This window comes from Acerihabitans sp. TG2 (assembly GCF_035013185.1).
Taxonomy (GTDB): domain Bacteria; phylum Pseudomonadota; class Gammaproteobacteria; order Enterobacterales; family Enterobacteriaceae; genus Acerihabitans.
In genome coordinates this window covers 16,226-40,920 of sequence record NZ_JAYGJO010000006.1, presented here as the reverse complement: position 1 = coordinate 40,920, position 24,695 = coordinate 16,226, and the positions used below count along the sequence as shown (strand labels likewise).

Genomic DNA, 24,695 nt, shown 5'->3' with positions numbered 1-24,695 from the left:
AGATGCTAAATAATTCGCGCTGCAGGAAGGCGACGGTGCAATCATCGGCAGTGACGGGATTAATCGCTTAACGCATGGCGATAGCGCTGCAGGGTATCCGCCAGGCGTTGCACCGGTTCAGTGACATCGGTTGTAGCTTGATATTGCACTAATTTTTGCTGATAGAGGGTTAACTCGTCAAGTAGACGGTTGAAGTGCTTGCCCCGTCGTAGTTCGTTACGCGCCTGCAATACCCGATCGGCAGTGGCCCGAATCTGCCGATGGAATGCCGAGAGATCAGCGTTAGCGGGGATGTCAGCCATGCGTAGTCGTTGATGGGTAATAATCAGGGTCAGCGCCAGACGGTATTTAGCAATATCCGCCGGGAACAGGGTTAACAATTGAAATAACTGTTGGTATAACGCCGGCAGATGATTCTCCTGCCGCCGGGTTTTGTTGGTAGAGAGTGCGGATACCGCGCCGTACACAAAACGATTAAGTAATACCCGGCCAATGCGCGCCTTAGAACTATCGCGGATCAGCAGTATCACCAACGTCGCCAGCCCACAGCCGACAAGCTGGCCAATGGCACTATCCAAAAAAAAGTTGACCGAGAACGTCATGGGATTGGCCAGCACCAGGACATTAATGGTTCCTGCCAGCGTGCCTAAGCTACCAAGACGGCGTTTTTGTACCTCAATCCCGATGATAAAAGCTAACACCCCTAGCGAAATGCACAGTAACAGCATGCTCTGTTGGGTTGCGGGCATGATCACCATGTAATAGAGTGCGCCAATAGGCAACGCCATGGCCATACCGATCATAAAGTCTTTGCACACCATTAAAGGGTTGGGCAACCGCATGGAGAGCGATGTCACTACCGCTATCATGACCATGCAACTGCTGCCAGAGGTCCAACCGGTCCATAACCAGAACAGGCAGCCCAGCGCAGTGGCCACCCCAGTGCGCAGTCCGTTAATCATGGCGCGGTGTCGTTCAGCTGAGGGCGCGGTGATGATCACCTGGCCGACCAATACCTGTTCTTCGATTTTAGTGATACGGGTATTATTTTTAACCCCTTTCGACAACAGGAGGTAACGGGTGGCGGTTCCCACCCAGGTATACAACGTTTGCGGGGTGTCCTTTGACAGTGTATTGGCGATCGTCTGGCGCATCAGTTTCATGCGTTTATGGATATCGGCCACCGTATCCACTGGCTCATTAAACAGTTCCAGCAGTTGGGGCTTGATAAGATCAGGCCGGCGTTGCAACAGCAAAAAGGTTTCGCAGGCCTGGGTGATAAGCATCAGCGATAATGTGTTCATCGCTCGTAAACGCCGATTGCAGCGCTGCCAATGCGCCGATTCCATCATCAGATTGGCGCGCATGCCGTCAAGGGCAATGGTGAATTTGACCAGATCTCCCCAGGATTTATCGATTTCCTCTTTCGTTGCATTGTTGATACATAGCAGAAACAACCGGTATTGATCCAGCAGCAATTGATCCACGGCCCGGTCGATATCTTTTTTGATGGAGCGCGGTGAAAACAAAATATCCGCCAGGATGGCGCACACGATCCCCATCACGATTTCACTACAGCGCTCAATGGCAAACTGCGGCGTGACCTGGGGCTGGGATTGGATGCTGACGATAATAATCAGTGCGGTATACCCCGCCAGTCCTAATGCATAGGAGTTCTGCACCCGCACCAATGAAGAGATCCACATGCAGGTACCGGTCCAAATGCAGCTCAACAACAACATAACCACCGGCGCACGGATCGTCAGAGTGACGATAACCACGGCGCCAAGACAGCCGATCAGCGTACCGATAATGCGTAGCATGCCGCGATGCCTGATGGCACCGGCAAACGGCTCACCGCCTGCGGCAAACGCGGGACCGGATGCCACGATAGCAGCAGTCAATACTGCCCAGCGCGGCGTTTCCAAGTGGAAATGAAAACCGAGGAACAGCGCCAGCAGGACGGCAAAGGTTAATTTGATCGCAAAGCGACAGCGAAAAAACAGTTGCTGAAACATTAGATTGCCATCCGTTTAGCCAAACTCACGCAGACGATGGATGAGTTTCATCATCGGCGACAAGTGTGTACGATCGCGGCCTCGGCTGCCGGTGACCACCACCGTGGCGGTGGTACCCGCCGGGTAAAGATCGCCTTGCTGTTCATCCAGCCGGATTTTTACCGGCACCCGTTGCGCCAGGCGAACCCATTCAAGGTTGGAATCCACCGAAGCCATACCTTTACTGCCCACCGAGCTACTGCTGCTGGTGACGCCGGCCGCGATGCTGTCCACGGTACCGTATAATATTCGGTCACTGCCCAGCGGCGTGATATCAACGCGGTAACCCGGACGTATGCCGCCCAATTTGGTCTCTTCCATATAGGCCAATAAATAAAAGGAGTTACGTTTCACCAGCGCCACCGAGACGGTACCGCGGGTGATAAATTCACCCGCGTGAACGTTGAGGTTAGTGATCCATCCTTCGGCTGGCGCGCGGATAGTGGTACGATCCAAATCGATCTTGGCAAGATCCCTGGCGGCAATGGCCTTGGCCAGTTGATGTCCGACGGTGACCGAATCATTGCTGGCTTGATCAATCGCCTCTTGAGACATCGCACTGGTGCCCAAACGGAGTCTTCGGCTGGCTTCGCGGCGTTTTTCAGCAACCAACGCCTGGTAATAATCCACATCTGCCTGGGCTTCATCGAGAGCCTGCTGATAGCGCGGTCGGTCGACAACAAACAGGATGTCGCCTTGTTTGACCAATTGGTTGTCACTGACACGCACCTCGGTCAATATGCCGCTGACGTCTGGTGAGATGGCCACCACATCAGCGGTAAATTTTGCATCGCGAGTCCAGGGAGATTCGGTATAAAACACCCAGGCACGGAATATCGCGATGGCGGCAATGAGAACCAGTAGCAGGGTTATCGCGATTCTGATTATTTTTATTGCAACAGTTTTCACAGCAACCTCAAACGAAAAGACAGGAAACCAGATAGAACACACAGCAGTATAAGGCGGTATTAAACAGCGCCGGATGCCACACAACGTCGTAAATGCCCGTCGGTTGAAACAGTCGGCGTAGGAGGAAAAAAAGCGGCATTGAGACCAGTAATTCAAAAAATACCGGCGGAAATGACAGACCGAAAATCACCATAACCGGGAAAAAACCCATGACCTTTTCCTTACCTTTTTTAATAATTGCCAACCGCCAGTGCAGATGAGATTTTGCCGGACAAAGGTCTTCTTAGCCGCGGGCAACGATTGCCAGTGCGTGCTAAGTCAGTATAGAACTCGAGAGGAGGGCCTATGGAGTTTTCCGGCGGAAATAACGTCTTAAGACAGATTGTCTATGACCTATCCAGGATGTTACTGTTTATTTCAAAGTAATAAAGGCAGTAAGGTTGTATAGGCAACGCTACGCTATCTGGCAAACCAACTGCATTATAATAGCCTTTAATACCTGATGTTTTCAATTATATGTGATCTAAATCACTTTTCACTCAGGGTTAACAATGGAAAGACTTAAGCGGATGTTGATTTTCGCCAAAGTGGTTGAGGGTGGCTCTTTTACGTCTGCGGCGCGGCAGTTGCAAATGAGCGTTTCATCCATCAGCCAGACCGTGGCGAAGCTGGAAAACGAGCTGCAGGTGAAGCTTCTTAACCGCAGTACCCGCAGTATTGGCCTGACCGAAGCGGGCAAGATTTATTATCAGGGCTGTCGTCGCATGTTGCTGGAGTTTAATGACGTTCACGAGCAGTTGTATGCGTTTAATAATACGCCGATAGGGACGTTGCGCATCGGCAGTTCGTCCACCATGGCCCATAACGTTCTGGCGGCGATTACCACAGAGATGTTGAAGGAGTATCCGGGGTTGTCGGTGAATTTGGTTACCGGTATTCCCGCGCCGGATTTGATTGCCGCGGGTTTGGATTTGGTGGTGCGGGTAGGTGCGTTGCAGGATTCGAGTTTATTTTCCCGGCGTCTTGGGGCCATGCCGATGGTGGTATGCGCGGCAAAGAGTTATCTGATGACTCATGGTACACCGGAGAAGCCGAGTGATATGGGTAATTTTTCCTGGTTGGAGTATGACGTTAGGCCGGATAGTGAGTTTGAGCTGATCGCCCCCGAGGGTATTACGTTGCATTTGTCGCCGCAGGGCCGCTTTGCCACTAATGATTCACAGACGTTGATCCGTTGGTTGACCGCCGGTGCCGGGATTGCGTATGTGCCGATTATGTGGGTGCTTGATGAGATTAAGCAGGGGAACGTGGAGATTTTGTTTAATCGTTATTTGTCGGATCCGCGTCCGGTGTATGCGGTGTATACCCAGAAGGATAAGTTGCCGTTGAAGGTGCAGGTGTGTATTAACGCGTTGCTGGAGTATTTTAATAATGTGGGGTCGGTGTATCAGGCGTTTCGGCAGGATAATAATCCGTGAGTGTGGTGCGAGGGTGGGCCGGTGTGCGGCTGGGGTGCTGGCCGGTGGGGCAACGGCGTGTGGCGGGTCTAGCGCACCTAGGGGCACTCGGGCGGCCGGGAAACGGCCGCTTCGACCCCAACGGTACGCTCCCCCGCCAGGTGAGTTTGGTGGCCAGTCTGCGGCTGGGGTGCTGGCCGGTGTAGTGTTAGGCGGTGCCGCCGACGGTGAGGTTGTCGAGTTTTAGTGTGGGCTGGCCGACGCCGACCGGGACGCTTTGTCCTTCTTTACCGCAGATGCCGACCCCTTTATCCAGTGCGAGATCGTTGCCCACCATGGAGATTTTTTGCATTGCCTCAATGCCAGAGCCAATTAAGGTTGCACCTTTTACCGGCGTGGTGACCCGGCCTTTTTCAATGAGGTAGGCTTCTGAGGTGGAGAAGACAAATTTTCCCGACGTGATATCAACTTGGCCACCGCCAAAATTGGGTGCGTAGAGTCCGTATTCGACGCTGGCGATAATGTCCTCGGGGGTGGACTTTCCGGCCAGCATGTAGGTGTTGGTCATGCGCGGCATCGGTAGTGCGGCGTAGGATTCCCGCCGTCCATTGCCGGTGGGTGGAACCCCCATTAGCCGGGCATTGAGTTTGTCTTGCATGTAGCCTTTGAGGATGCCGTTTTCAATCAGCATATTGTATTGTCCGGGCACGCCTTCGTCATCGATAGCCAGCGAACCGCGCAAACCGGCCAATGTGCCGTCATCAACGATTGTGCATAGGGGGGATGCGACCAGTTTTCCCATTTGGCCACTGAACACCGAGGTTCCGCGGCGGTTAAAGTCACCTTCCAGGCCATGGCCAACAGCTTCGTGTAGCAATACCCCGGGCCAGCCGGCGCCCAGGACTACCGGCATAGTACCGGCTGGCGCCGCCACTGCAGATAGGTTTATCAGCGCCATGCGCACCGCTTCGCGCGCCCAGCTATCTGCCCGGACTTCACCATCAACGGTTGCCAGGAAAAAATCATAACCGAAGCGTCCGCCGCCGCCGCTGGAGCCGCGTTCGCGTTTGCCGTCTTGTTCTACCTGAACACTGATGGAAAGCCTGACCAGCGGTCGAATATCAGCCGCCAGGGTACCGTCGCTGGCCGCGATCAAGACTTGTTCATAAACCCCAGACAGGCTGGCGTTGACTTCCTGTACGCGTTTATCAGTGGCGCGGGCCACCTGGTCAACCCGGTGCAGTAGGGCTATTTTTTCTTCGCGCGGCAGGCTGTTAAGCGGGTCGAGCACAGGATACAGTATGTTGTAGGGCACTTCGCCGAGGGTATGTACCTGGCCGTTGCCTCGTTCTTTGACAATACTGCGCGCAGCATTGACACTGAGTTGCATGGCGTTGAGCGTGATTTGATCCGCATAGGCGAATCCGGTTTTCTCTCCGCTGACCGCCCTTACGCCGACGCCCTGGTCAATATTGTAGGATCCATCTTTGATGATGCCATCTTCAATAACCCAGGATTCATGGTAGCTGGATTGAAAATAGAGATCGGCATAGTCCACACGCCGTTGTGTCAACTGGCCCAACAGCGAGAAAAGATCTTCGTGACTCAGGTTGTTGGCCGCGAGTAATTGCTCACTGACAAATGTCAGACTCATAGTTTTTCACTCTTATTTACGATGGATTGGCCAGCAACGGCTGGAATAATAAACCGCGGTACTCGTCATAGCCAGGTTGTATGACGGGTATAAACAATAAATTTTATCATGTGTATAGACTGCGGCAATTCTATCTCAAGGTCAAATGGGTACCACTTAATTGCCCTTGTCTTTTGGCTGACGCGGTTGACGCAAGACCTCTTCAATTTTCGGCTGATCCAGGCTACCGGTTATATGGTAACGGATCACCGAAATTTTATTCCATAGCGGTGCCAGGACTTTGCTGGCGGCGAATACCGCCGCCCCCACGACCGGGTTGATGGCAAAGGCAGTGGCAACCCCAACGGTCGCGGAGATTTCCGGCGCAATGACTGCTTGCATATCGATCTGCTGGGCGTTGAAATCCACTTGGCCATTCATGGCAATATCTGCTTCGAGGCCATCCACCAGCAAGTCATTGGTATGCAGCACACCGTCTTTAATCCAGGCAGTGCCTTTAATCGAGTCGAAATAAAAACCCTTGCCGAAAGTATCACGAAAATCAAATTGTAGTTTGCGCAGCAGTGCGTCAAAGCTGACCAGCCTGAGCAACCGACCCGCCTGTCCGCTGCTGATATCGTCAATCTTGCCTTTACCGAGGGTGCTATGCAGCACGCCATTGAGGCTGGCGATATCAGGAGCCCAGGGAGCGGCCTGCCAATGCAGATCGTAGTCCGCGTTAAAGGGGGACTCGCGCAACGGGGTCGCGATACCAATATAATCGGTGGCTTCACCGATATTTTTGCCACTGAGTTTGCCTTTTACCGACGTCCGGTTTTGCTGGCCGGTGTGTGACCAACTGCCATCAAGCGTAAGGCGGGACTTGCCGTTGTCTACCACGCCATTGGTGAGTAACAGGGCCGTTTTATTCGGCGTGATATCCGCCTCAACCCGACCCAGGTTTTGTCCTAATATCCAACACGACTGACAACGAAATTGTAACGCCGGCCAATGGCTAAAACCGGTGGAGGGAACGTCGTCGTTGAACAAGGCAGCCTGAACATTTTCATTTTCCGAATCAGTGGTCTGCTGCCATAGGGGGTTGTAATAAAGGTAACGGATATCCGCCCGCCATGGTCCCTGGTTAGCAATGAAAAGTTTACCATCGATCTCCCGGCCGCGGGCTTCGATGCTGCTGCCACCCAAGGCATTGAGACGGGTCACACTCAGATCGCGCCACTGTTGCCCACCGAGCGTTAATCGCGGGGTTTTCAGGGTCAACGTATCCGGGAATCGAAAACGGCTGGCCACGACTTTGCCCGTCGAGCGGGACTCTGGGGTCATTAAACCTAGCCATTGCTCGCCATCAAGAGCAGGTAAATCCACGGTCATGCTGTTGCCTGACGGCAGCGGGGGCACCTTGTTCGAGTCGCCGGTCCAGGCACCGCGCAACAATGATATCTGTTTGCCCAACGCCCATTCACTATTAAACGCATTATTTTTGCCCGTTCGGCCGCTCAGCGTCAAATCCGTCAAGTTGCCGTGGGCATTTAGCGTCACAGGAAAACTCTTCCCGCCTGGTTTATCTAGGGGTTCGGGTAAGTGACTGCTTACATTTTTTAGATCGGCAGTGACATTGACCTCGTAGGTCGTTTTACCGTTATACGGCAGGGATACCGCAATATCGCTTTGCCAAGCCGCGTTTCCGGTCAAGGCTTTAGCCATCGCGCTGGGTAAACCAGGCAGACGATTCATGGTTGAATCGCCCTGTATACCCACTTTGATATCAAAGCCTTTTGGCTGCTCAAGCGTGGTAAAGTCCACCGACACCGGCTGCCCCAGCAACTGACCGGTGAGCGTATCGCTCTCAAGGTTACCGTTATGGTATCTGAATTGACCGCTTAGCGCTTTTAAGGTGACGTCCAAGGGTTTTATCAGCAGGCTGTTTTTTGCCAAGTTGACGTTGCCCGATGCGCTAACCGCCCTGCCATCCAGTGGGATGGTAAGATGTAAGTCCCCACTAACATTTCCATCAATCTGAAGTTCGCCCAACGCCTCACCGAGGGATGTTTTCAGCGGCGTGTCAGTAAAATAATCACCGATGGCCTTGCCCGAACCGCTTACGTTTGCATCCACTAGCAACAGCTCTTTTGCATAGTCGGGTATAACCGCAACAATATTGCTGCCGCTGGCGTCCCCAAGCTGAGCCTGCGGCGCGTGCATAAACAGCCCATCGTTAAGAAAATCGAGATCAATCGCCAAATCGGTCAGGTGCGGCCACTCCGGCTCAAATGCGTAATCCGCGTGGCGCAACGGCACCAGTACTTGAAATTGTCCGTCATTATGTTTAAACGGGAATTGTTTGGGATCGCCGGCAAAAACCAAGGTGGCGTTATCCACGTAGCCGCCTTTCAACGCGCCAGTGAGATAATCAACCAGGTGGGTGCCCATTAGCGGCTCCGGGAAATAACGCCAGGCCTGGGCCGCGTCATACAACCGAATACCTGACAAAATGTCCAGCCTGGGTTCGCCGTTGACCGGCTGATGGAAATTAAAATCGCCGGTGGCCCAGAGTGAGTTGGCCCGCAGATCGATATTCTTACCGCGTAGTTCCAAGCCATTATCGCCATGGGTCCAATCGAGCGTAACGCGTGCACGCTGTACCTCCAGCGGCGCACGGAACATGTCTTTATACGGCAGGGTGCTATTATCCAGCGCCAGGGTTAACCGGCCGGTGGCGAGCGAACCCGCTGCCGAGCCAGTAACGTGATCGGCGCCGGGCAGCAATTGCCATTGCTGCCAGCCAATATCCCGCCACGTGCCTTGAAAACGCGTCTGCTGCGGTTGGTTAAGGGGGATATCCAACGCCAGCGTGGATAAGGTGCCATGAGGTTGTAAATCTTGCCAGCGCGCTTGCAAATTTGGCGTGACAGCAGAGAACAGCGACAGAAACGGCGAGAACCGCTCCAATTGTAGATTTTTGGCCCGCAGGTGGACCTCTCCATGCCGGTTGGGGGTAAACAGATGATTTTTTTCCGGCAACCAAAACAGCGAGAGCGACCCGGGTGCCCAAGAGGCACCGTCGGTGCTCATATTTAGCGCTGGCGCATCCAGTTGCCAACCATCAGCCAGCTGACTCAGATGTAACGCCATGTTTGCCACATCCAGACGATGTTCCCGATCACCCTCTAACCATCGGGCCTCGCCCTGGCTGAAAAATGCATCGCCGCTAACAATATCCCCATTATCAATGGTTAACCAGGCCGCCAGGCTAAAATCGGCTTTTTTCAAGCCACTTTGATCCTGCGCCCACTGGCTTAGCCAGGGTTTAACATTGATATTATCGGCTTGTAAATAGACCTTGCCGTTATTGAGCAGGCCATTTTTGTCATTAAGATCCATGCGCAACTGGATTGCTCCCTGCGCCACATCAACATTAGACAGGCTAATCCGGCCCTCTGCCCGATGGCGTTGGTTGGTATTAAGCCAGGTCAGTTGCGGCATTGACAGGGTGATACGATCGCCTGAGGGACTGAGAAACGATACGTCGCTATCACGCAGGATAAAATGATCGAACTGATATAAAAACAGATCGGTGAGCTGGTCGGATTTTATCGGGCTGCCCTGATGATCGCTGCCGAGCAGAGTGGTATTGAGATCGAGCTGTAGCCGGTAAAACGTCACATCGCGGAATTGCCAGCGCCAGTGCAGCAACGATTGCCAGACATTTAGCGCCACCGTGACGCGCTGAATGCGTAATTGTTCATCTGCCGTACTGGAGGCAAAACCACCAATATCAAGAGTAGGACCAAACGACTGCCAGCTGCCGTGCATTTCCCGAATATGGATATTCAGACCGGTAGCCGCATTGAGCGTTTGTACAATACGCGGGCGGAAATCATCCAGATAAGGCAGCGCCAGGCGTAGGCCGCTGACCGCTAACGCCACCAGGACGATGAGGGTTGCACAAAGGGCCAGCACTATCCCCGGCAGTCGCTTCACGCCTATCTCCTTGCATCCCGTAAGCCTATGCTCACGGGAAGGGTGTTATTTTGATCTTTTGACCGCATATAGGCTTCTTCAATGGCAGGGTTATTCTTGGCGATATACCCGTCATTTTTCACGTTACAGGTGTATTGGCTACGCGCTTTCAACCGCATCACTTTGTGAGCTGCGCGGGATTGACTCTCTTTTGCCTTCCTGTCACTCGACATCTATCGGCTATCAGCTATCGGGTTATTCCATTAAAATCACTACATCATTACGACGTCAAACTGCTCCTGGCTATATAGCGGTTCGATTTGTACTTTGACCTGCTTGCCGACGAATATTTCCACTTCGGCCAAGGCGTGGGATTCATCACTCTTTAATGCTTCACCCACCACAGCCGAGGTGTAAACCAAAAACTGATCAGATTCATAGGCATGATGTACTCGCACAATTTCGCGCATGATTTCATAACATACGGTCTCTATGGTTTTTACCGTGCCACGGCCATGGCAGGTTGGACACCCGCTACATAGCACATGTTCAATACTTTCACGTGTACGTTTGCGGGTCATCTCCACCAGACCGAGCTGTGAGAACCCGTGAATACCGGTTTTCACCCGATCCTTGCTCATTGCCTGTTCTAGCGTATGCAACACCCGCCGGCGATGTTCCTCATTATTCATATCGATAAAATCGATAATGATGATGCCGCCGAGATTACGCAACCGCAGCTGTCGAGCTATCGCCTGCGTAGCTTCAATATTGGTATTAAAGATAGTCTCATCGAGATTACGGTGTCCGACAAATGCACCGGTATTAATATCGATGGTCGTCATGGCCTCGGTTTGATCGATAATCAGGTAACCACCGGATTTAAGCTCAACCTTACGTTCGAGGGAGCGTTGGATCTCATTTTCTACATCATAGAGATCAAAAATAGGCTGTTTACCGTTGTAATGTTCCAGCTTATGCGTCATCTCGGGGATATATTCGCCGGTAAACTCCACCAGTAGATCAAAAGTCAGCCGGGAGTCGACCCGGATACGATCCAACGCCGCGCCGGCGAAATCGCGCAGTATGCGCTGTGCCAGCGCCAATTCGCCGTATAGCATGTATTTGCTTTGGTTACGGCGTTTGCGCTCCATGACCTTGGTCCAAAGGCGTTTAAGAAAAGCGGCATCCTGGGATAACTCTTCATCACCAATGCCCTCGGCAGCGGTGCGGATAATAAAACCACCATGCTCGTCACAATATTCCGCCACAGTGCGTTTAAGGCGTTCACGCTCTTCTTCACTGTCAATGCGTTGAGAGACCCCGACATGCGAGGCGCCCGGCATAAACACCAAATAACGCGACGGCAAGGTGATATCCGTAGTCAAACGGGCACCCTTGGTGCCCAGCGGATCTTTCACCACCTGCACCATGATGTCCTGCCCTTGTCTGACCAGTTCGGCAATATCACGCACATGGAAATTTTTCTGTTCTTCCCCGGCGACGCATTCCGTGTGCGGCATAATATCGGACGCATGCAAAAACGCCGCTTTTTCGAGACCTATATCGACAAACGCCGCCTGCATTCCTGGCAAAACGCGGCTAACCCGGCCCTTATAAATATTACCGACAATACCCCGCCGGGCTTCACGCTCGATGTGAATTTCCTGCAGTATGCCACCATCAATGTAGGCAACCCGGGTTTCCGAAGGCGTGATATTGACCAGCAATTCAGCAGCCATGTTATCCTCTTAACTACGTAACGCAATGAATTGACAGAGCAATTCAGTAGTTTCCACCAGTGGCAAACCTACCACACCGTGATAACTTCCATTGATAGCCCTGACAAAAACACCACCTAATCCCTGAATACCGTAGGCTCCCGCCTTATCCATCGGTTCTCCAGAAGCAATATAACGATGGATTTCCTGTTTCGACAACTGACGGAAAGTGACCTCAGTCACGACGCTGCGACAAAGTTGGTGCTGGCTATCGGCAACCGCGATGGCCGTCATCACCTGATGACATTGACCGGACAACGCCGCCAGCATCTCGGCAGCATCGGCGGCGTCACGCGGTTTTTCCAAAATTTTACCCTTCAGCACCACAATGGTGTCCGCTCCGAGCACCGGCAGTGCCAAGGGTGCTATGGCCACCCCTGCCAGCGCTTTTTCACGCGCCAAGCGACAGACATAATCCATAGCGGCCTCGTCGGGCAGTCGCTGCTCTACAATCGGGGCAATAAGCACATCGAACGGCACATCTAATAATGTTAGCAACTCCCGGCGTCTGGGAGAGCCGGAGGCTAAATAAATAGCAGTCATTACGACCCTTATTGCACAGAAAATTGTCGGCGAACTTTGCGCATAAGTAAAAACAGCCATGGCCACAACACGCCGTCAACCACGCTGCTCCAGAAAATTTCCGGCCGGAAGGAAATATCGATCACCAAAAACTCAGCCCAGAACACAATAATATGCATCGTTAACGATAGCAGCACCACCACTAATGACTGCTGCCATAGGGCCATATTTCTAAATAACTGGAACTTGAACACCACCATATAGGCCAGGACACTTAATGCCAGAGCCCTGACGCCAAGGATGGAGCCCAAAATCAGATCCATTAGCAGCCCAAGCACAAAACCCGTACCGACATTGACCCGGTGGGGCATCGCCATCACCCAGTAAATCAATACCAAGCTTAACCATGAGGGCCTGAACAAGTAGAGCTGTTCAGGCCATGGCATAATTTGCAGCACAATGGCAATTAAGAAGGATAACCAAATGACCCAACTGCCATTGCGACGATAACGATTCATCGTCGTTCACCCGTGCCACGACCCAAGGTCGCTGCAGGGCGCGTCGTGGCCTTGCCGCTTGTCGCCGGCGCTGGAGCAACTGCTGGCGGGCTCACCGGGGCCGCCGACGGATTGGGCCCCATAATATTATCCTGCGATGGCAGTACCTGCGGCATCATCTGCATCAGCCGTTCATTGGCGACCCGGTGCACCTCAGACGGCGGCAACGGCACGTCACCACCGCGTGGATCGGCACCCCATAACAACAGCAAATAGCGCAAGCGCTGCAATTGCGCGGTAGGCCGAGCCTGAATGACCGTATAGGCGCGTTGTCTATCCACTTTTACCGAGGACACCACCGCCACCGGATACCCTTCCGGGAACCGGCCACCGAGGCCAGAGGTCACCAACACATCACCGACTCTGATATCAGTATTGCCCGGCAGATGTTCCAACTGCAGATCTTCAGTACAGCCGTTACCGGCGACGATAACTCGAATGTCATTACGCAGTACCTGGATAGGCAAAGCGTGAGAGGCATCACAGATGAGCAAGACCCGGCTGGTCATTTTGCTGGTCGCCACCACCTGGCCGACCACGCCCTTGTCACTGATCACCGGCTGGCCAACATACACCCCATTGTCCAGCCCTTTATCGATCACCACCTGATCACTGTAGGGATCGGTGCTGGTAGAAATAACCTGCGTTACCATCTTATGCTCATCCTGACGCAGTGGCGACCCAAGCAATTCACGCAACCGCGCATTCTCTTGGCGATATTGTCCCAGCAGCAACTGTTCGCTATTTTTTAGCAACAATTCCTGGCGTAGAGTGTGATTTTCCAGTTCCAGCTGTTGACGGCTCGCCAACGTTTGCGAAATATTGTCCAAAATCTTGCGTGGACCGTTGGCCAGAAAATAGAACGGACTGACAGCTGTATCCATATACGTACGGATTTGTACAAAGGCTCCAAGCCGACTGTCGGCGATAATGATAGCAATTGCCACCATCACGGCGAGAAACAATCGGAGTTGCAGAGAGGGTCCCCTGCTAAAAATCGGCTTCATAGGTTATGCATTTTCCTCAACAAAAAAGGGGGGCGCCGACCAGGATGAGAAATATCAGCGTTCACCCGGGTGGTCCCCCCTTTTCGAGGCTGGTTATTCTTCGCTGAACAAATCGCCGCCGTGCATATCAATCATCTCCAATGCCTTACCACCACCACGGGCGACACAGGTCAAAGGATCTTCTGCCACCACTACGGGGATGCCTGTCTCTTCCATCAATAGACGGTCGAGATTGCGCAACAGTGCGCCGCCACCGGTCAACACCATGCCGCGTTCCGAAATATCGGACGCGAGCTCAGGTGGACACTGTTCCAGTGCGACCATCACTGCGCTAACAATGCCGGTCAGCGGCTCTTGCAACGCTTCAAGGATTTCATTGGAGTTCAGGGTAAAACCCCGAGGTACGCCTTCGGCAAGATTACGACCGCGTACTTCGATTTCCCTGACTTCATCGCCGGGGTAAGCCGATCCAATTTCATGCTTGATGCGTTCCGCTGTCGCTTCACCGATAAGCGAACCGTAGTTGCGTCGAACATAATTAATGATAGCTTCATCGAAGCGATCGCCGCCAATACGTACTGAAGAGGAGTACACCACACCATTAAGAGAAATGACTGCCACTTCCGTAGTACCACCGCCGATATCCACCACCATCGAACCGGTGGCTTCCGAAACCGGCAGCCCCGCACCAATAGCCGCAGCCATAGGTTCTTCGATCAGGAAGACTTCACGGGCACCCGCGCCCTGGGCCGACTCGCGAATCGCTCGCCGTTCCACCTGGGTTGCGCCCACCGGAACACAGACCAGAACCCGCGGGCTTGGGCGCATAAAACTATTGCTATGAACTTGCTTGATAAAATGTTGCAGCATCTTTTCTGTGACGAAAAAATCGGCGATAACGCCGTCTTTCATCGGCCGGATCGCCGCAATATTACCGGGGGTGCGCCCCAGCATTTGTTTGGCTTCATGGCCCACGGCTGCAACGCTTTTAGGGGAGCCGGCGCGATCCTGACGAATCGCGACGACAGAAGGCTCGTTCAGGACAATGCCCTGTCCTTTCACATAAATCAGGGTATTGGCGGTACCCAGGTCGATGGACAAGTCGTTGGAAAACATGCCACGAAATTTTTTAAACATAACTAAAGGATAATCCTGCAAGCTGGGGCGAAATAAAATCCGCCTACTTTACCAACCACGAGAAGCAGCGACAAGACGTAAAAGCACGCTACTTCAATGAAAATACGTCCTCATTAACATTCCCACACACCGAAGAAATCCCTGACGCGGTTTTTAGTCAGATGAAATGCGAGAATATTCTTATGTCTGTGGTTATTATTTGGTTAATAACCACAAGCGGAAAATCTTGCAGAGCACCTGAATCCAGGTAATGTAAGTGCCTACTAACCATTTCGGTCAATGGGCGTATTGTACGTTAAATTCCTGCGAACTTTTATACTAATCACACATCATGACGTGAATATTTTTTTATCATCTCCTCAAGCGGCTCAATCGGCGCAAAAAAAGCCCCTTGCCCCCCTGTCACTCCGTTGTCCGTTAGCGTTAGCCATTCCTGTCTCGTTATGATACCCGTGGCAAAAACCTGTGTCGCAGTGCCAATGCATGCGTCGGGCACACATTGGACAAATAGCCTATTTTCCGCCCGCAGATCGGTTTCCCGCGTCAGGCCGGGATGTAATGTGATCATTTCCAGCGGTGCTGCCGTGATATAAGCGGTACTGATGACAGTCAAACCCGCCGCTACTAAGGCCAAACGACAACCCAGCCCATCGAGCAAACGCAGCGTCGGACGTAAATGCACCAAGTGTTGACAAAAATCTGTCTCAACAAGTTCAAACATAATTTGTTGTCGCTGTGATTTCGCGCACTGCATAGGCGTATAGCGTAACCACGTCAGGCATTGGCTATTTCATTGCGCTGTGGCGCGGATAAACCCGGCAGGGTATCCCGTGCCCCCAGCAGTTGCACCGCCAGCGATTCGGCATCCTTGAGCAAACAATGGGGCAGGATCTGACGGCGCAGCCCGCGTTAACCGAACAGTACCGAAATAATCAGTAACACAATGGCCACGCTGACGGGGGCGATAACGTTCAGGGTACGAACCTCACGGATGAGTGAGGTGGAATAGCGCAGCCGGATATGGAGATCGGGATGATGCGGTAAGGTTAAACGACGTTCACTAACAGCCACTAACCAAAAATGATATATTTTTGATCAGGTGCCGATCATCAGCGCGGCCCCCCAGGGCACATCAGCTGACCCGCAGAAATATCCCCCCAGCTGACGTCGTCAAATGCAATTTCTGCGTCATACTTGATACAGCGATATTTTTCAGTGAACTGGAGCCGATTATGAGCCGATACCGCAAACTTCGGGATGCCGATGTCACGCCACCAGAGGTGTTTTTTCAACGGCGTAAGGTGTTAAAAGCCCTCGGCATCACCGCCGCCACGCTCAGCCTGCCATTGTCCGCAAAGGCGGATTTATTATCTTGGTTCCATGGAGATAAACACGACAAGGCCCCAGCCGGAAAGCCGCTGACCTATAGCCAGCCGCCCGCTTGGCATGCTGATTTACCGTTAACCCCGTTCGATAAGGTGACGGGCTACAATAATTTTTATGAATTCGGCATGGACAAGGCCGATCCGGCCGCCAACGCAGGCGGTTTAAAAACCGACGGCTGGAAAGTCCGTATTGACGGCGAGGTGGCCAAGCCGATGACGCTGGATATTGACGACATCATTAAGCGCTTTGCTCTGGAAGAACGTATTTATCGGTTACGCTGCGTTGAAGCTTGGTCCATGGTGGTGCCCTGGATCGGTTTCGAACTGGGTAAACTGATTAAATTGGCTGAACCCACCAGCCAGGCACGCTTCGTGGCGTTTCAAACCCTTGACGACCCGCAGCAAATGCCGGGTGAAAAGGATCGTTATATCGGCGGCGGACTGAATTACCCCTACGAGGAAGGGCTGCGACTGGATGAAGCCATGCATCCTCTCGCACTGATGACCGTTGGGGTATATGGCAAAACGCTGCCACCACAAAACGGCGCGCCGATCCGCTTGATCACCCCGTGGAAATATGGTTTTAAGGGGATTAAATCCATTGTTCATATCCGTCTGACACGTGAACAGCCCCCTAACACCTGGAATATTGCCGCCCCTAACGAGTACGGCTTTTATGCTAACGTGAACCCGCATGTGGATCACCCACGCTGGTCGCAGGCCACCGAACGGTTTATTGGCGCGGGCGGCATTCTGGATGTAAAGCGTCAGCCGACGTTGCTGTTTAATGGCTATGCCGAACAGGTCGCGAGTCTGTATCGCGGTATGGATTTGCGGGAGAATTTTTAGGTGCGACTTAATCTTAAGCAGATTTTCTGGCTAAAGGCGCTGATTCATCTCGTGGCGTTTCTTCCTCTGGTCTGGCTGGTTTATGCGGTGGTTCAGGGAAATTTAAGCGCGGACCCGGCGAAAGATATTCAACATTTTACCGGTCGGACAGCGCTGAAGCTATTACTGGCCTCGCTGATGATCACGCCGTTGGCGCGTTGGGGTCGCCAACCCCTGCTGATCCGCTGCCGTCGGCCGATAGGCCTGTGGTGTTTCGCGTGGGTAACACTGCATTTGCTTAGTTATGCGCTATTGGAACTCGGCATCAACAATCTCGGTCTGCTCGGACGCGAACTGGTGACCCGTCCGTACCTGACGCTTGGCATCGTCAGTTGGTTGATTTTGCTCGCGCTGGCCATCACTTCCACCCAGCGTGCGCAGCGTGCACTAAAAAAACGGTGGCAAACATTGCATAATCTGGTCTATGTTGTGGCCATCTTGGCGCCAATTCATTACCTCTGGTCGGTGAAAATCATCTCGCCACAGCCCGTAATTTATGCGCTTATTGCTGCGGTGCTTTTAGCACTGCGTTACAAAAAATTCCGCTTATGGTGGCGGTGAGTGCTGAATTTTTTGTTTCAATCCCACTTCAAAATGCGCTATCTTGCTTCCCACTTTGGATACCAGTCCCGAGTCATCTTCGCAGATAACACCAGTATTTTGCTGCGAAAAGTTGCGATATCATTATAATGCATGACTCCATTAACACTCTGGGACGGATTTTTCATCAAACAGGTGACAAATTGCCGGCTCGAGGTTATTTTTGTCAGAGCATCGCAAGTTAACCGGAGATAGCGGCACGATGGCGGATAAATTACATATTTTGCTTCTGAATGGCCCTAATCTGAACCTGTTGGGGACACGCGAGCCGGATAAGTACGGCCACACGACGCTCGCCGATATCATCAACAGTCTTGAGGGACAGGCTCAGGCGCTTGATGTGGCGTTAAGTCATCTGCAATCCAACGCGGAATATGTCCTGATAGACAGGATCCATCAGGCCAGAGGTAATACGGATTTTATCCTTATTAATCCTGCAGCCTTTACCCATACCAGCGTAGCGCTGCGCGATGCGCTGTTAGCGGTAAGCATCCCGTTTATCGAGATCCATTTATCCAATGTGCATGCACGTGAGCCTTTCCGTCATCACTCTTATCTCTCTGATATTGCGGTTGGTGTTATCTGTGGCCTCGGCGCCGATGGTTATAATTTTGCTTTTCAGGCAGCGGTTAACCGCTTGTCTGCATCCAATTAATTAGAGTATGGAACCCCACTCATGGATATTCGTAAGATCAAGAAACTGATTGAACTGGTAGAAGAGTCCGGCATTTCAGAGCTGGAAATTTCCGAAGGTGAAGAATCAGTTCGTATCAGTCGTGCCCCGGCGATGCCGGCATACCCGATGATGCAACAGGCTTATATCCCTGCCGCTCAACAACAAATCGCACCGGCAGTGGCAGTGCCCGCAGCTGAGTCAGCCGCCGCCGTGCCCGCCGCCATGAGTGGACACCAGGTCCGCTCACCGATGGTCGGCACCTTCTATCGCACACCAAGCCCAGACGCGAAACCCTTCATCGAAGTAGGGCAAAAAGTCAACATCGGCGACACCTTATGCATTGTCGAAGCGATGAAAATGATGAATCAGATTGAATCCGATAAAGCGGGAGTGGTAAAAGCCATTTTGCTGGACAACGGTCAACCGGTTGAATTTGACGAGCCGCTGGTCGTCATCGAATAACGAGGCGCCACATGCTAGATAAAATTGTCATCGCCAACCGTGGTGAAATTGCGCTGCGTATTTTGCGCGCGTGCAAAGAATTGGGAATTAAAACCGTGGCGGTTCACTCCACGGTGGATCGCGATCTTAAACATGTCCTACTGGCGGATGAAACCATCTGTATTGGGCCACCCCCGTCGGTTAAAAGCTATCTGAATATTCCGGCAATCATTTCAGCAGCCGAAATTACCGGCGCGGTGGCCATTCACCCCGGGTATGGATTTCTCTCCGAGAATGCCGACTTTGCCGAACAGGTTGAACGTTCCGGTTTTATCTTTATCGGGCCACGGCCTGAAACCATCCGTTTGATGGGTGATAAAGTCTCCGCCATCAGCGCCATGAAAAAAGCCGGCGTGCCCTGCGTACCCGGATCTGATGGCCCGGTCGGCGACGATATGGAAAAAAACCGCGCGGTGGCCAAACGTATCGGTTACCCGGTGATTATCAAAGCATCAGGCGGCGGCGGCGGACGCGGCATGCGGGTAGTACATAGCGACAATGAACTCGAGTCGTCACTGAATATGACCCGTGCCGAAGCAAAAGCCGCGTTCAACAACGATGTTATCTATATGGAAAAATATCTGGAGAACCCGCGCCATATTGAAATCCAGGTATTGGCGGACGGTCAGGGTAGCGCTATCTACCTCGCAGAACGCGACTGTTCCATGCAACGCCGTCACCAGAAAGTGGTAGAGGAAGCGCCGGCGCCGGGCATTACCGAAGCCATGCGCCGCTACATCGGCGAACGCTGTTCCAAAGCCTGTAGAGACATTGGTTATCGTGGTGCCGGCACCTTTGAATTCCTGTATGAAAACGGCGAGTTTTATTTCATTGAAATGAACACCCGTATCCAGGTAGAGCATCCGGTTACCGAAATGATCACCGGCGTGGATTTGATTAAAGAGCAGTTGCGCATTGCCGCCGGCCAGCCTTTATCGATCAAACAAGAAGAAGTGGTGGTGACCGGCCATGCGGTGGAGTGTCGGATCAATGCCGAGGATCCCAAGACCTTTATGCCAAGCCCCGGGAAAATCACCCGGTTTCATGCTCCAGGCGGTTTTGGCGTGCGTTGGGAATCACATATTTACGCCGGTTACACCGTGCCACCGTATTATGATTCAATGATCGGTAAATTGATTTGCTATGGCGAAAACCGTGATGTAGCCATCGCCCGTATGAAAAATGCGCTGGCGGAGCTGATTATTGACGGCATCAAAACCAATATCGATTTACAGTTAAGAATCATGAACGATGAAAATTTCCAGCATGGTGGCAGCAACATCCATTATCTGGAGAAAAAGCTCGGTTTAGTGGAAAAATAAATCACCACCACGCCAAGTTGGTTCTGACAGTCGTTAAGGCCGGTTATATACCCAATGGGTATACCGGCCTTTTCCATTATTGTTCAACAAATCGGCACTTCTATCATGGATAAACGATTTATTCAGGCACATCGAGAAGCCCGGTGGGCATTTGGCTTGGCGGTGGCATACCTTATCGCCTGGTTAATGGCCGCCTACCTGCCGGATAGCCAGCTGGGCGTCACCGGCCTGCCCCATTGGTTTGAAATGGCCTGCCTGTTGGTCCCGCTCATTTTCATCGTGCTTTGCTGGCTGATGGTGCGGGTGGTTTATCTGGACATCCCGCTGGAGGATCACGATGCAAATTGAGGTAGTACTGCCTCTGATCGCCTATCTGGTACTCGTCTTCGCCCTTTCCTACTACGCCTATCGTCGCCGAAAAAAGGGGGCATTTCTCACCGAATACTTCCTGGGCAGCCGATCGATGGGTGGTTTTGTACTGGCGATGACCCTGACGGCTACCTATATCAGCGCCAGTTCATTTATTGGCGGACCGGGCGCCGCCTATAAATATGGCCTTGGCTGGGTATTGCTGGCGATGATTCAATTGCCGACGGTCTGGCTCGCCCTCGGGGTGTTGGGCAAAAAATTTGCCATCCTCGCCCGGCGTTATAACGCCGTGACACTCAATGACATGCTGCTGGCCCGTTATCAAAGCCCACTGTTGGTTTGGTTGGCCAGCATCAGTTTACTGGTGGCGTTTATCGGCGCGATGACAGTGCAGTTTATCGGTGGAGCCCGTCTGCTGGAAACCGCAGCGGGTATCCCCTATGATACCGGCCTGCTGATTTTTGGTGTCAGTATCGCGCTCTATACCTCTTTGGGAGGTTTTCGTGCCAGCGTACTTAACGATGCGTTTCAAGGGCTGGTAATGCTGCTGGGGACCTTTATCCTGTTATACGCCGTGATTCATGCGGCGGGAGGATTATCGGCGGCAGTGATCACACTACAACGGATCGAGCCGGCGCTGATTTCCCCTACCGGGGTGGATCATGTGCTGACACCGCAGTTTATGTCATCCTTTTGGATCCTGGTCTGTTTTGGCGTGATCGGTTTGCCGCATACCGCCGTGCGCTGCATCTCCTATAAAGACAGCAAAGCCGTCCATCTTGCCATGATAATCGGCACTCTGGTTATCGGGGTATTGATGTTTGGCATGCACCTGTCGGGAGCATTGGGACGGGCCATTCTTCCCAACCTGGCCATCCCCGATCAGGTCATCCCTACCCTGATGATTACCGTTTTGCCACCGGTGGTGGCCGGGATTTTCCTGGCGGCGCCGCTGGCGGCGATCATGTCGACTATTAACGCCCAGTTGCTGCAATCCTCGGCAACTATCGTGAAAGATCTGTACCTCAGCCTGCGTCCGGAACAGGCGCACAACGAGCGGCACCTGACACGCATGTCCAGCACTGTGACACTGGTGCTAGGCTTGTTGTTGTTAGTGGCCGCCTGGCGTCCCCCGGAAATGATCATCTGGCTAAATCTGCTGGCGTTCGGTGGCCTGGAAGCGGTGTTTTTATGGCCGTTGGTACTGGGATTATATTGGGAACGCGCCAACGCCGCGGGCGCCCTAAGCTCGATGATTGTCGGCGGAGCAAGTTATGCGTTACTGGCCATTCTGGATCTGCATATCGGCGGGTTTCATCCGATCGTACCGGCCCTGGCGCTTAGCCTGTTGGCGTTTCTTGCCGGAGCCTGGTGTATACCGGCCAAACGACGCGACAGCCAGCCAGACCTTTAATTTTCATATTGGGAGCGAACCATGCCCTGGATTCAACTTAAGATTAATACCACCGGCCGCGATGCGGAAATTCTCAGCGATGCCATCGTGGAAAGCGGCGCGGTTTCCGTTACGTTTCAGGATACCCATGATAATCCGGTATACGAACCCTTACCGGGCGAGACACGTCTTTGGGGTGATACCGATATCATTGGCCTTTACGATGCATCCACGAACATGGCGGCGGTTATAGAGGCCTTGGCGGGCCATGCGTTGCTAGGACCTGGATTTATCCATAAAATCGAACAGCTCGAAGATAAAGATTGGGAGCGGGAATGGATGGATAATTTTCATCCAATGCGTTTCGGTGAGCGGCTGTGGATTTGCCCCAGTTGGCGTCCGGTACCGGATGAGAACGCGGTCAATGTGATGCTCGACCCCGGCCTAGCGTTCGGCACCGGAACTCACCCCACCACCGCCCTGTGCCTGCAGTGGCTAGATGGGCTGGATCTGCACGGCAAGACCGTTATCGATTTTGGCTGCGGTTCGGGTATTTTGGCCATCGCAGCGTTAAAACTGGGCGCAGCAAGCGCCATTGGCATCGATATTGACCCCCAGGCTATTCAGGCCAGCCGCGACAATGCCGAGCGCAATGGCGTGTCCGACCGCCTGACACTTTTTTTGTCCGAGGATAAACCCGACAATTTACATGCCGATGTTGTGGTGGCCAATATTCTGGCCGGCCCTCTGCGTGAATTGGCTCCACTCATTTCCAGGCTGCCAAAGTCCGGTGGTTCGCTGGCGTTATCTGGTATTCTCGCCAGTCAGGCCGCGGGTGTTGCACAGGCTTATGACGGTTTGTTCCAATTAGATCCGGTGATGGAAAAAGATGAGTGGTGCCGGATAACCGGCTATCGCCGCTAAGGCCTCGCGCATAACGGGCTGGCTAAGGTGAAAAAGTCACGACCGCACGAAAAAGGTTTTTTACAATAACGTGTTGTATTTAATAATTAAATTTATCTTCACACCCGTTAAAGCATAATTTCATTGATCTATAGCAGTGGATTGTTCAAAGTTTGGCCTTTCATCTGACGAAAAAAATGCGTAATATACGCGCCCTTGCGGACACAGTATGGTCTCTCTTTGGCAATGCGTATTGGACACATTCAGCTCGACAATTGCCTGATAGCCGCTCCTATGGCCGGAGTAACCGACCGACCCTTTAGGGCGTTATGTCATGCGATGGGTGCTGGATTGACGTTTTCCGAGATGCTTTCCTCGAATCCTGAGGTATGGCGCACGGATAAGTCGCGTCTTCGTATGGTACATAGTGATGAACCCGGTATCCGGGCCGTGCAAATTGCGGGCAGCGATCCTGAGGATATGGCCGCCGCCGCCGTCATTAACGTGGCGAACGGTGCGCAGTTGATTGATATCAACATGGGTTGCCCTGCCAAGAAGGTTAACCGGAAAATGGCGGGTTCCGCCTTGCTACGCTATCCGAGTCTGGTTCAACAGATTCTGCTGGCCGTGGTCAACGCGGTAGACGTGCCGGTGATGCTAAAAATTCGCACAGGTTGGTCTTTGGAACACCGTAATTGTGTAGAAATTGCCCAATTGGCCGAAAATTGTGGTATACAGGCCATCACGATTCATGGCCGCACTCGCGCCTGCTTGTTTAACGGCAACGCGGAGTACGACAGTATTCGGGCAGTTAAACAGTGTGTTTCCATTCCGGTTATCGCGAATGGCGACATTACTGACCCGCAGAAAGCCAGAGCAGTACTCGACTACACTGGGGCTGACGCCCTGATGATAGGACGTGCCGCTCAGGGAAGACCCTGGATCTTCCGGGAAATCCAGCATTATCTGGACACGGGGGAACTGCTGCCACCACCGCCGTTAGGCGAGGTGAAGCGTTTGTTGATTGAGCACGTACGGGAATTGCACGACTTTTACGGTCCAGGCAAGGGATTCCGCATTGCTCGTAAGCACGTCTCCTGGTACTTAGAGGAGCATGCCCCCAACAACCAGTTTAGGCGCACATTCAACGCCATTGAGGATGCCGGCGAACAGCTGGAGGCGTTGAAGGCATATTTTGAAAATCTTGCGTAATAGAAAAAAGAGCTGACAGAACTATGTTCGAACAACGCGTAAATTCTGACGTACTGACCGTTTCAACCGTTAACTCTCAGGATCAGGTAACTCAAAAACCACTGCGGGACTCGGTAAAACAAGCACTGAAGAACTATTTTGCTCAATTAAATGGTCAGGACGTGAATGATTTGTATGAGCTGGTACTGGCTGAAGTGGAACAGCCACTGTTGGACATGGTCATGCAACACACCCGCGGTAACCAAACCCGCGCGGCCCTGATGATGGGTATCAACCGTGGTACACTGCGTAAGAAATTGAAAAAGTATGGTATGAACTGATACCTCTACTTAACTGATTAATAATAAAAGCGTTATCGGGCAACCGATAGCGCTTTTTTACGTTGGGCAGGGTCCTGGCGAACAG

The 24,695-nt window shown here is 52.6% G+C and carries 24 protein-coding genes; 12 read left to right on the top strand and 12 right to left on the bottom strand.

Annotated elements, in window-relative coordinates:
- Positions 1 to 59 precede the first annotated feature (59 nt).
- The 3 genes from aaeB to aaeX are packed head-to-tail and all read right to left on the bottom strand — an operon-like array spanning position 60 to position 3,177.
- Complete coding sequence (gene aaeB, locus SJI19_RS07170; RefSeq protein ID WP_323477577.1) at positions 60 to 2,018, bottom strand: p-hydroxybenzoic acid efflux pump subunit AaeB; 1,959 nt, start codon at positions 2,016 to 2,018, stop codon at positions 60 to 62.
- A gap of 15 nt (positions 2,019 to 2,033) precedes the next feature.
- A complete protein-coding gene (gene aaeA / locus SJI19_RS07165) occupies positions 2,034 to 2,966 on the bottom strand; it encodes a p-hydroxybenzoic acid efflux pump subunit AaeA (RefSeq protein ID WP_323477576.1) in 933 nt (310 codons plus the stop codon).
- A 7-nt stretch (positions 2,967 to 2,973) separates the two neighbouring features.
- Positions 2,974 to 3,177, bottom strand: coding sequence for a p-hydroxybenzoic acid efflux pump operon protein AaeX (gene aaeX, locus SJI19_RS07160; RefSeq protein WP_323477575.1), 204 nt, complete (start codon positions 3,175 to 3,177; stop codon positions 2,974 to 2,976).
- 340 nt (positions 3,178 to 3,517) lie between these two features.
- Here aaeX and aaeR point away from each other — a divergent pair, with 340 nt between their 5' ends.
- Together aaeR and SJI19_RS07150 are read left to right on the top strand one after the other, a co-directional pair.
- Positions 3,518 to 4,444 (top strand): HTH-type transcriptional activator AaeR, encoded by a 927-nt coding sequence (aaeR, locus tag SJI19_RS07155; RefSeq protein WP_323477574.1) that lies wholly within the window; start codon positions 3,518 to 3,520, stop codon positions 4,442 to 4,444.
- On the top strand, positions 4,441 to 4,629 hold the full coding sequence (locus SJI19_RS07150; RefSeq protein ID WP_323477573.1) for a hypothetical protein: 189 nt from the start codon (positions 4,441 to 4,443) through the stop codon (positions 4,627 to 4,629). The genes aaeR and SJI19_RS07150 overlap by 4 nt, the downstream gene beginning before the upstream one ends.
- Positions 4,630 to 4,631: 2 nt before the next feature.
- On the opposite strand, the gene tldD is transcribed toward SJI19_RS07150, so the two are convergent.
- The 9 genes from tldD to SJI19_RS07105 all read right to left on the bottom strand — a co-directional run bounded on the left by tldD (position 4,632) and on the right by SJI19_RS07105 (position 16,112).
- Positions 4,632 to 6,077 (bottom strand): metalloprotease TldD, encoded by a 1,446-nt coding sequence (tldD, locus tag SJI19_RS07145; RefSeq protein ID WP_323477572.1) that lies wholly within the window; start codon positions 6,075 to 6,077, stop codon positions 4,632 to 4,634.
- Between the two features lie 156 nt (positions 6,078 to 6,233).
- Positions 6,234 to 10,058 (bottom strand): AsmA2 domain-containing protein YhdP, encoded by a 3,825-nt coding sequence (gene yhdP, locus SJI19_RS07140; protein ID WP_323477571.1) that lies wholly within the window; start codon positions 10,056 to 10,058, stop codon positions 6,234 to 6,236.
- Positions 10,059 to 10,309: 251 nt separating this feature from the next.
- A complete protein-coding gene (gene rng / locus SJI19_RS07135) occupies positions 10,310 to 11,779 on the bottom strand; it encodes a ribonuclease G (RefSeq protein WP_323477570.1) in 1,470 nt (489 codons plus the stop codon).
- A 9-nt stretch (positions 11,780 to 11,788) separates the two neighbouring features.
- A complete protein-coding gene (locus tag SJI19_RS07130; protein ID WP_323477569.1) occupies positions 11,789 to 12,361 on the bottom strand; it encodes a Maf family protein in 573 nt (190 codons plus the stop codon).
- Between the two features lie 8 nt (positions 12,362 to 12,369).
- The gene (gene mreD / locus SJI19_RS07125; protein ID WP_323477568.1) at positions 12,370 to 12,858 is read right to left on the bottom strand and encodes a rod shape-determining protein MreD; all 489 of its coding nucleotides are present in this window, start codon (positions 12,856 to 12,858) and stop codon (positions 12,370 to 12,372) included.
- Positions 12,855 to 13,904: a rod shape-determining protein MreC gene (mreC, locus tag SJI19_RS07120; RefSeq protein WP_323477567.1), complete on the bottom strand. Its 1,050-nt coding sequence runs from the start codon at positions 13,902 to 13,904 to the stop codon at positions 12,855 to 12,857. Before mreC ends, mreD begins: the two co-directional genes overlap by 4 nt.
- 93 nt (positions 13,905 to 13,997) lie before the next feature.
- Positions 13,998 to 15,041 carry a rod shape-determining protein MreB gene (mreB, locus tag SJI19_RS07115; RefSeq protein WP_004385136.1) on the bottom strand — a complete coding sequence of 348 codons (1,044 nt, stop codon included), beginning with the start codon at positions 15,039 to 15,041 and terminating at the stop codon, positions 13,998 to 14,000.
- Positions 15,042 to 15,363: 322 nt separating this feature from the next.
- Positions 15,364 to 15,762: an EAL domain-containing protein gene (locus tag SJI19_RS07110; RefSeq protein WP_323477566.1), complete on the bottom strand. Its 399-nt coding sequence runs from the start codon at positions 15,760 to 15,762 to the stop codon at positions 15,364 to 15,366.
- Positions 15,763 to 15,950: 188 nt separating this feature from the next.
- Positions 15,951 to 16,112, bottom strand: coding sequence for a hypothetical protein (locus SJI19_RS07105; protein WP_323477565.1), 162 nt, complete (start codon positions 16,110 to 16,112; stop codon positions 15,951 to 15,953).
- Between the two features lie 161 nt (positions 16,113 to 16,273).
- Here SJI19_RS07105 and msrP point away from each other — a divergent pair, with 161 nt between their 5' ends.
- From msrP to fis, 10 genes are all read left to right on the top strand, one after another.
- The gene (gene msrP / locus SJI19_RS07100) at positions 16,274 to 17,275 is read left to right on the top strand and encodes a protein-methionine-sulfoxide reductase catalytic subunit MsrP (RefSeq protein WP_323477564.1); all 1,002 of its coding nucleotides are present in this window, start codon (positions 16,274 to 16,276) and stop codon (positions 17,273 to 17,275) included.
- Positions 17,276 to 17,875, top strand: coding sequence for a protein-methionine-sulfoxide reductase heme-binding subunit MsrQ (gene msrQ, locus SJI19_RS07095; protein ID WP_323477563.1), 600 nt, complete (start codon positions 17,276 to 17,278; stop codon positions 17,873 to 17,875).
- Positions 17,876 to 18,116: 241 nt separating this feature from the next.
- A complete protein-coding gene (aroQ, locus tag SJI19_RS07090; RefSeq protein WP_323477562.1) occupies positions 18,117 to 18,569 on the top strand; it encodes a type II 3-dehydroquinate dehydratase in 453 nt (150 codons plus the stop codon).
- 21 nt (positions 18,570 to 18,590) lie between these two features.
- Entirely contained in the window at positions 18,591 to 19,052 is a 462-nt protein-coding gene (gene accB / locus SJI19_RS07085; protein WP_323477561.1) for an acetyl-CoA carboxylase biotin carboxyl carrier protein, read from the top strand.
- 11 nt (positions 19,053 to 19,063) lie between these two features.
- Complete coding sequence (gene accC, locus SJI19_RS07080; RefSeq protein WP_323477560.1) at positions 19,064 to 20,413, top strand: acetyl-CoA carboxylase biotin carboxylase subunit; 1,350 nt, start codon at positions 19,064 to 19,066, stop codon at positions 20,411 to 20,413.
- Between the two features lie 105 nt (positions 20,414 to 20,518).
- Positions 20,519 to 20,761, top strand: coding sequence for a YhdT family protein (locus SJI19_RS07075; RefSeq protein ID WP_323477559.1), 243 nt, complete (start codon positions 20,519 to 20,521; stop codon positions 20,759 to 20,761).
- The gene (panF, locus tag SJI19_RS07070) at positions 20,751 to 22,196 is read left to right on the top strand and encodes a sodium/pantothenate symporter (protein ID WP_323477558.1); all 1,446 of its coding nucleotides are present in this window, start codon (positions 20,751 to 20,753) and stop codon (positions 22,194 to 22,196) included. The genes SJI19_RS07075 and panF overlap by 11 nt, the downstream gene beginning before the upstream one ends.
- Positions 22,197 to 22,217: 21 nt before the next feature.
- Positions 22,218 to 23,099, top strand: coding sequence for a 50S ribosomal protein L11 methyltransferase (prmA, locus tag SJI19_RS07065; protein ID WP_323477557.1), 882 nt, complete (start codon positions 22,218 to 22,220; stop codon positions 23,097 to 23,099).
- Between the two features lie 225 nt (positions 23,100 to 23,324).
- On the top strand, positions 23,325 to 24,290 hold the full coding sequence (gene dusB / locus SJI19_RS07060) for a tRNA dihydrouridine synthase DusB (RefSeq protein WP_323477763.1): 966 nt from the start codon (positions 23,325 to 23,327) through the stop codon (positions 24,288 to 24,290).
- A 23-nt stretch (positions 24,291 to 24,313) separates the two neighbouring features.
- Entirely contained in the window at positions 24,314 to 24,610 is a 297-nt protein-coding gene (fis, locus tag SJI19_RS07055) for a DNA-binding transcriptional regulator Fis (RefSeq protein WP_317583119.1), read from the top strand.
- Positions 24,611 to 24,695 lie beyond the last annotated feature (85 nt).

Excerpts from the sequence above, each read along its gene's own strand:
- aaeB (WP_323477577.1), bottom strand. The coding sequence starts at position 2,018 with ATGTTTCAGCAACTGTTTTTTCGCTGTCGCTTTGCGATCAAATTAACC.
- aaeX (WP_323477575.1), bottom strand. The coding sequence starts at position 3,177 with ATGGGTTTTTTCCCGGTTATGGTGATTTTCGGTCTGTCATTTCCGCCG.
- aaeR (WP_323477574.1), top strand. The coding sequence starts at position 3,518 with ATGGAAAGACTTAAGCGGATGTTGATTTTCGCCAAAGTGGTTGAGGGT.
- tldD (WP_323477572.1), bottom strand. The coding sequence starts at position 6,077 with ATGAGTCTGACATTTGTCAGTGAGCAATTACTCGCGGCCAACAACCTG.
- rng (WP_323477570.1), bottom strand. The coding sequence starts at position 11,779 with ATGGCTGCTGAATTGCTGGTCAATATCACGCCTTCGGAAACCCGGGTT.
- SJI19_RS07130 (WP_323477569.1), bottom strand. The coding sequence starts at position 12,361 with ATGACTGCTATTTATTTAGCCTCCGGCTCTCCCAGACGCCGGGAGTTG.
- mreD (WP_323477568.1), bottom strand. The coding sequence starts at position 12,858 with ATGAATCGTTATCGTCGCAATGGCAGTTGGGTCATTTGGTTATCCTTC.
- mreC (WP_323477567.1), bottom strand. The coding sequence starts at position 13,904 with ATGAAGCCGATTTTTAGCAGGGGACCCTCTCTGCAACTCCGATTGTTT.
- mreB (WP_004385136.1), bottom strand. The coding sequence starts at position 15,041 with ATGTTTAAAAAATTTCGTGGCATGTTTTCCAACGACTTGTCCATCGAC.
- SJI19_RS07110 (WP_323477566.1), bottom strand. The coding sequence starts at position 15,762 with ATGTTTGAACTTGTTGAGACAGATTTTTGTCAACACTTGGTGCATTTA.
- msrP (WP_323477564.1), top strand. The coding sequence starts at position 16,274 with ATGAGCCGATACCGCAAACTTCGGGATGCCGATGTCACGCCACCAGAG.
- aroQ (WP_323477562.1), top strand. The coding sequence starts at position 18,117 with ATGGCGGATAAATTACATATTTTGCTTCTGAATGGCCCTAATCTGAAC.
- accB (WP_323477561.1), top strand. The coding sequence starts at position 18,591 with ATGGATATTCGTAAGATCAAGAAACTGATTGAACTGGTAGAAGAGTCC.
- accC (WP_323477560.1), top strand. The coding sequence starts at position 19,064 with ATGCTAGATAAAATTGTCATCGCCAACCGTGGTGAAATTGCGCTGCGT.
- SJI19_RS07075 (WP_323477559.1), top strand. The coding sequence starts at position 20,519 with ATGGATAAACGATTTATTCAGGCACATCGAGAAGCCCGGTGGGCATTT.
- panF (WP_323477558.1), top strand. The coding sequence starts at position 20,751 with ATGCAAATTGAGGTAGTACTGCCTCTGATCGCCTATCTGGTACTCGTC.
- prmA (WP_323477557.1), top strand. The coding sequence starts at position 22,218 with ATGCCCTGGATTCAACTTAAGATTAATACCACCGGCCGCGATGCGGAA.
- dusB (WP_323477763.1), top strand. The coding sequence starts at position 23,325 with ATGCGTATTGGACACATTCAGCTCGACAATTGCCTGATAGCCGCTCCT.
- fis (WP_317583119.1), top strand. The coding sequence starts at position 24,314 with ATGTTCGAACAACGCGTAAATTCTGACGTACTGACCGTTTCAACCGTT.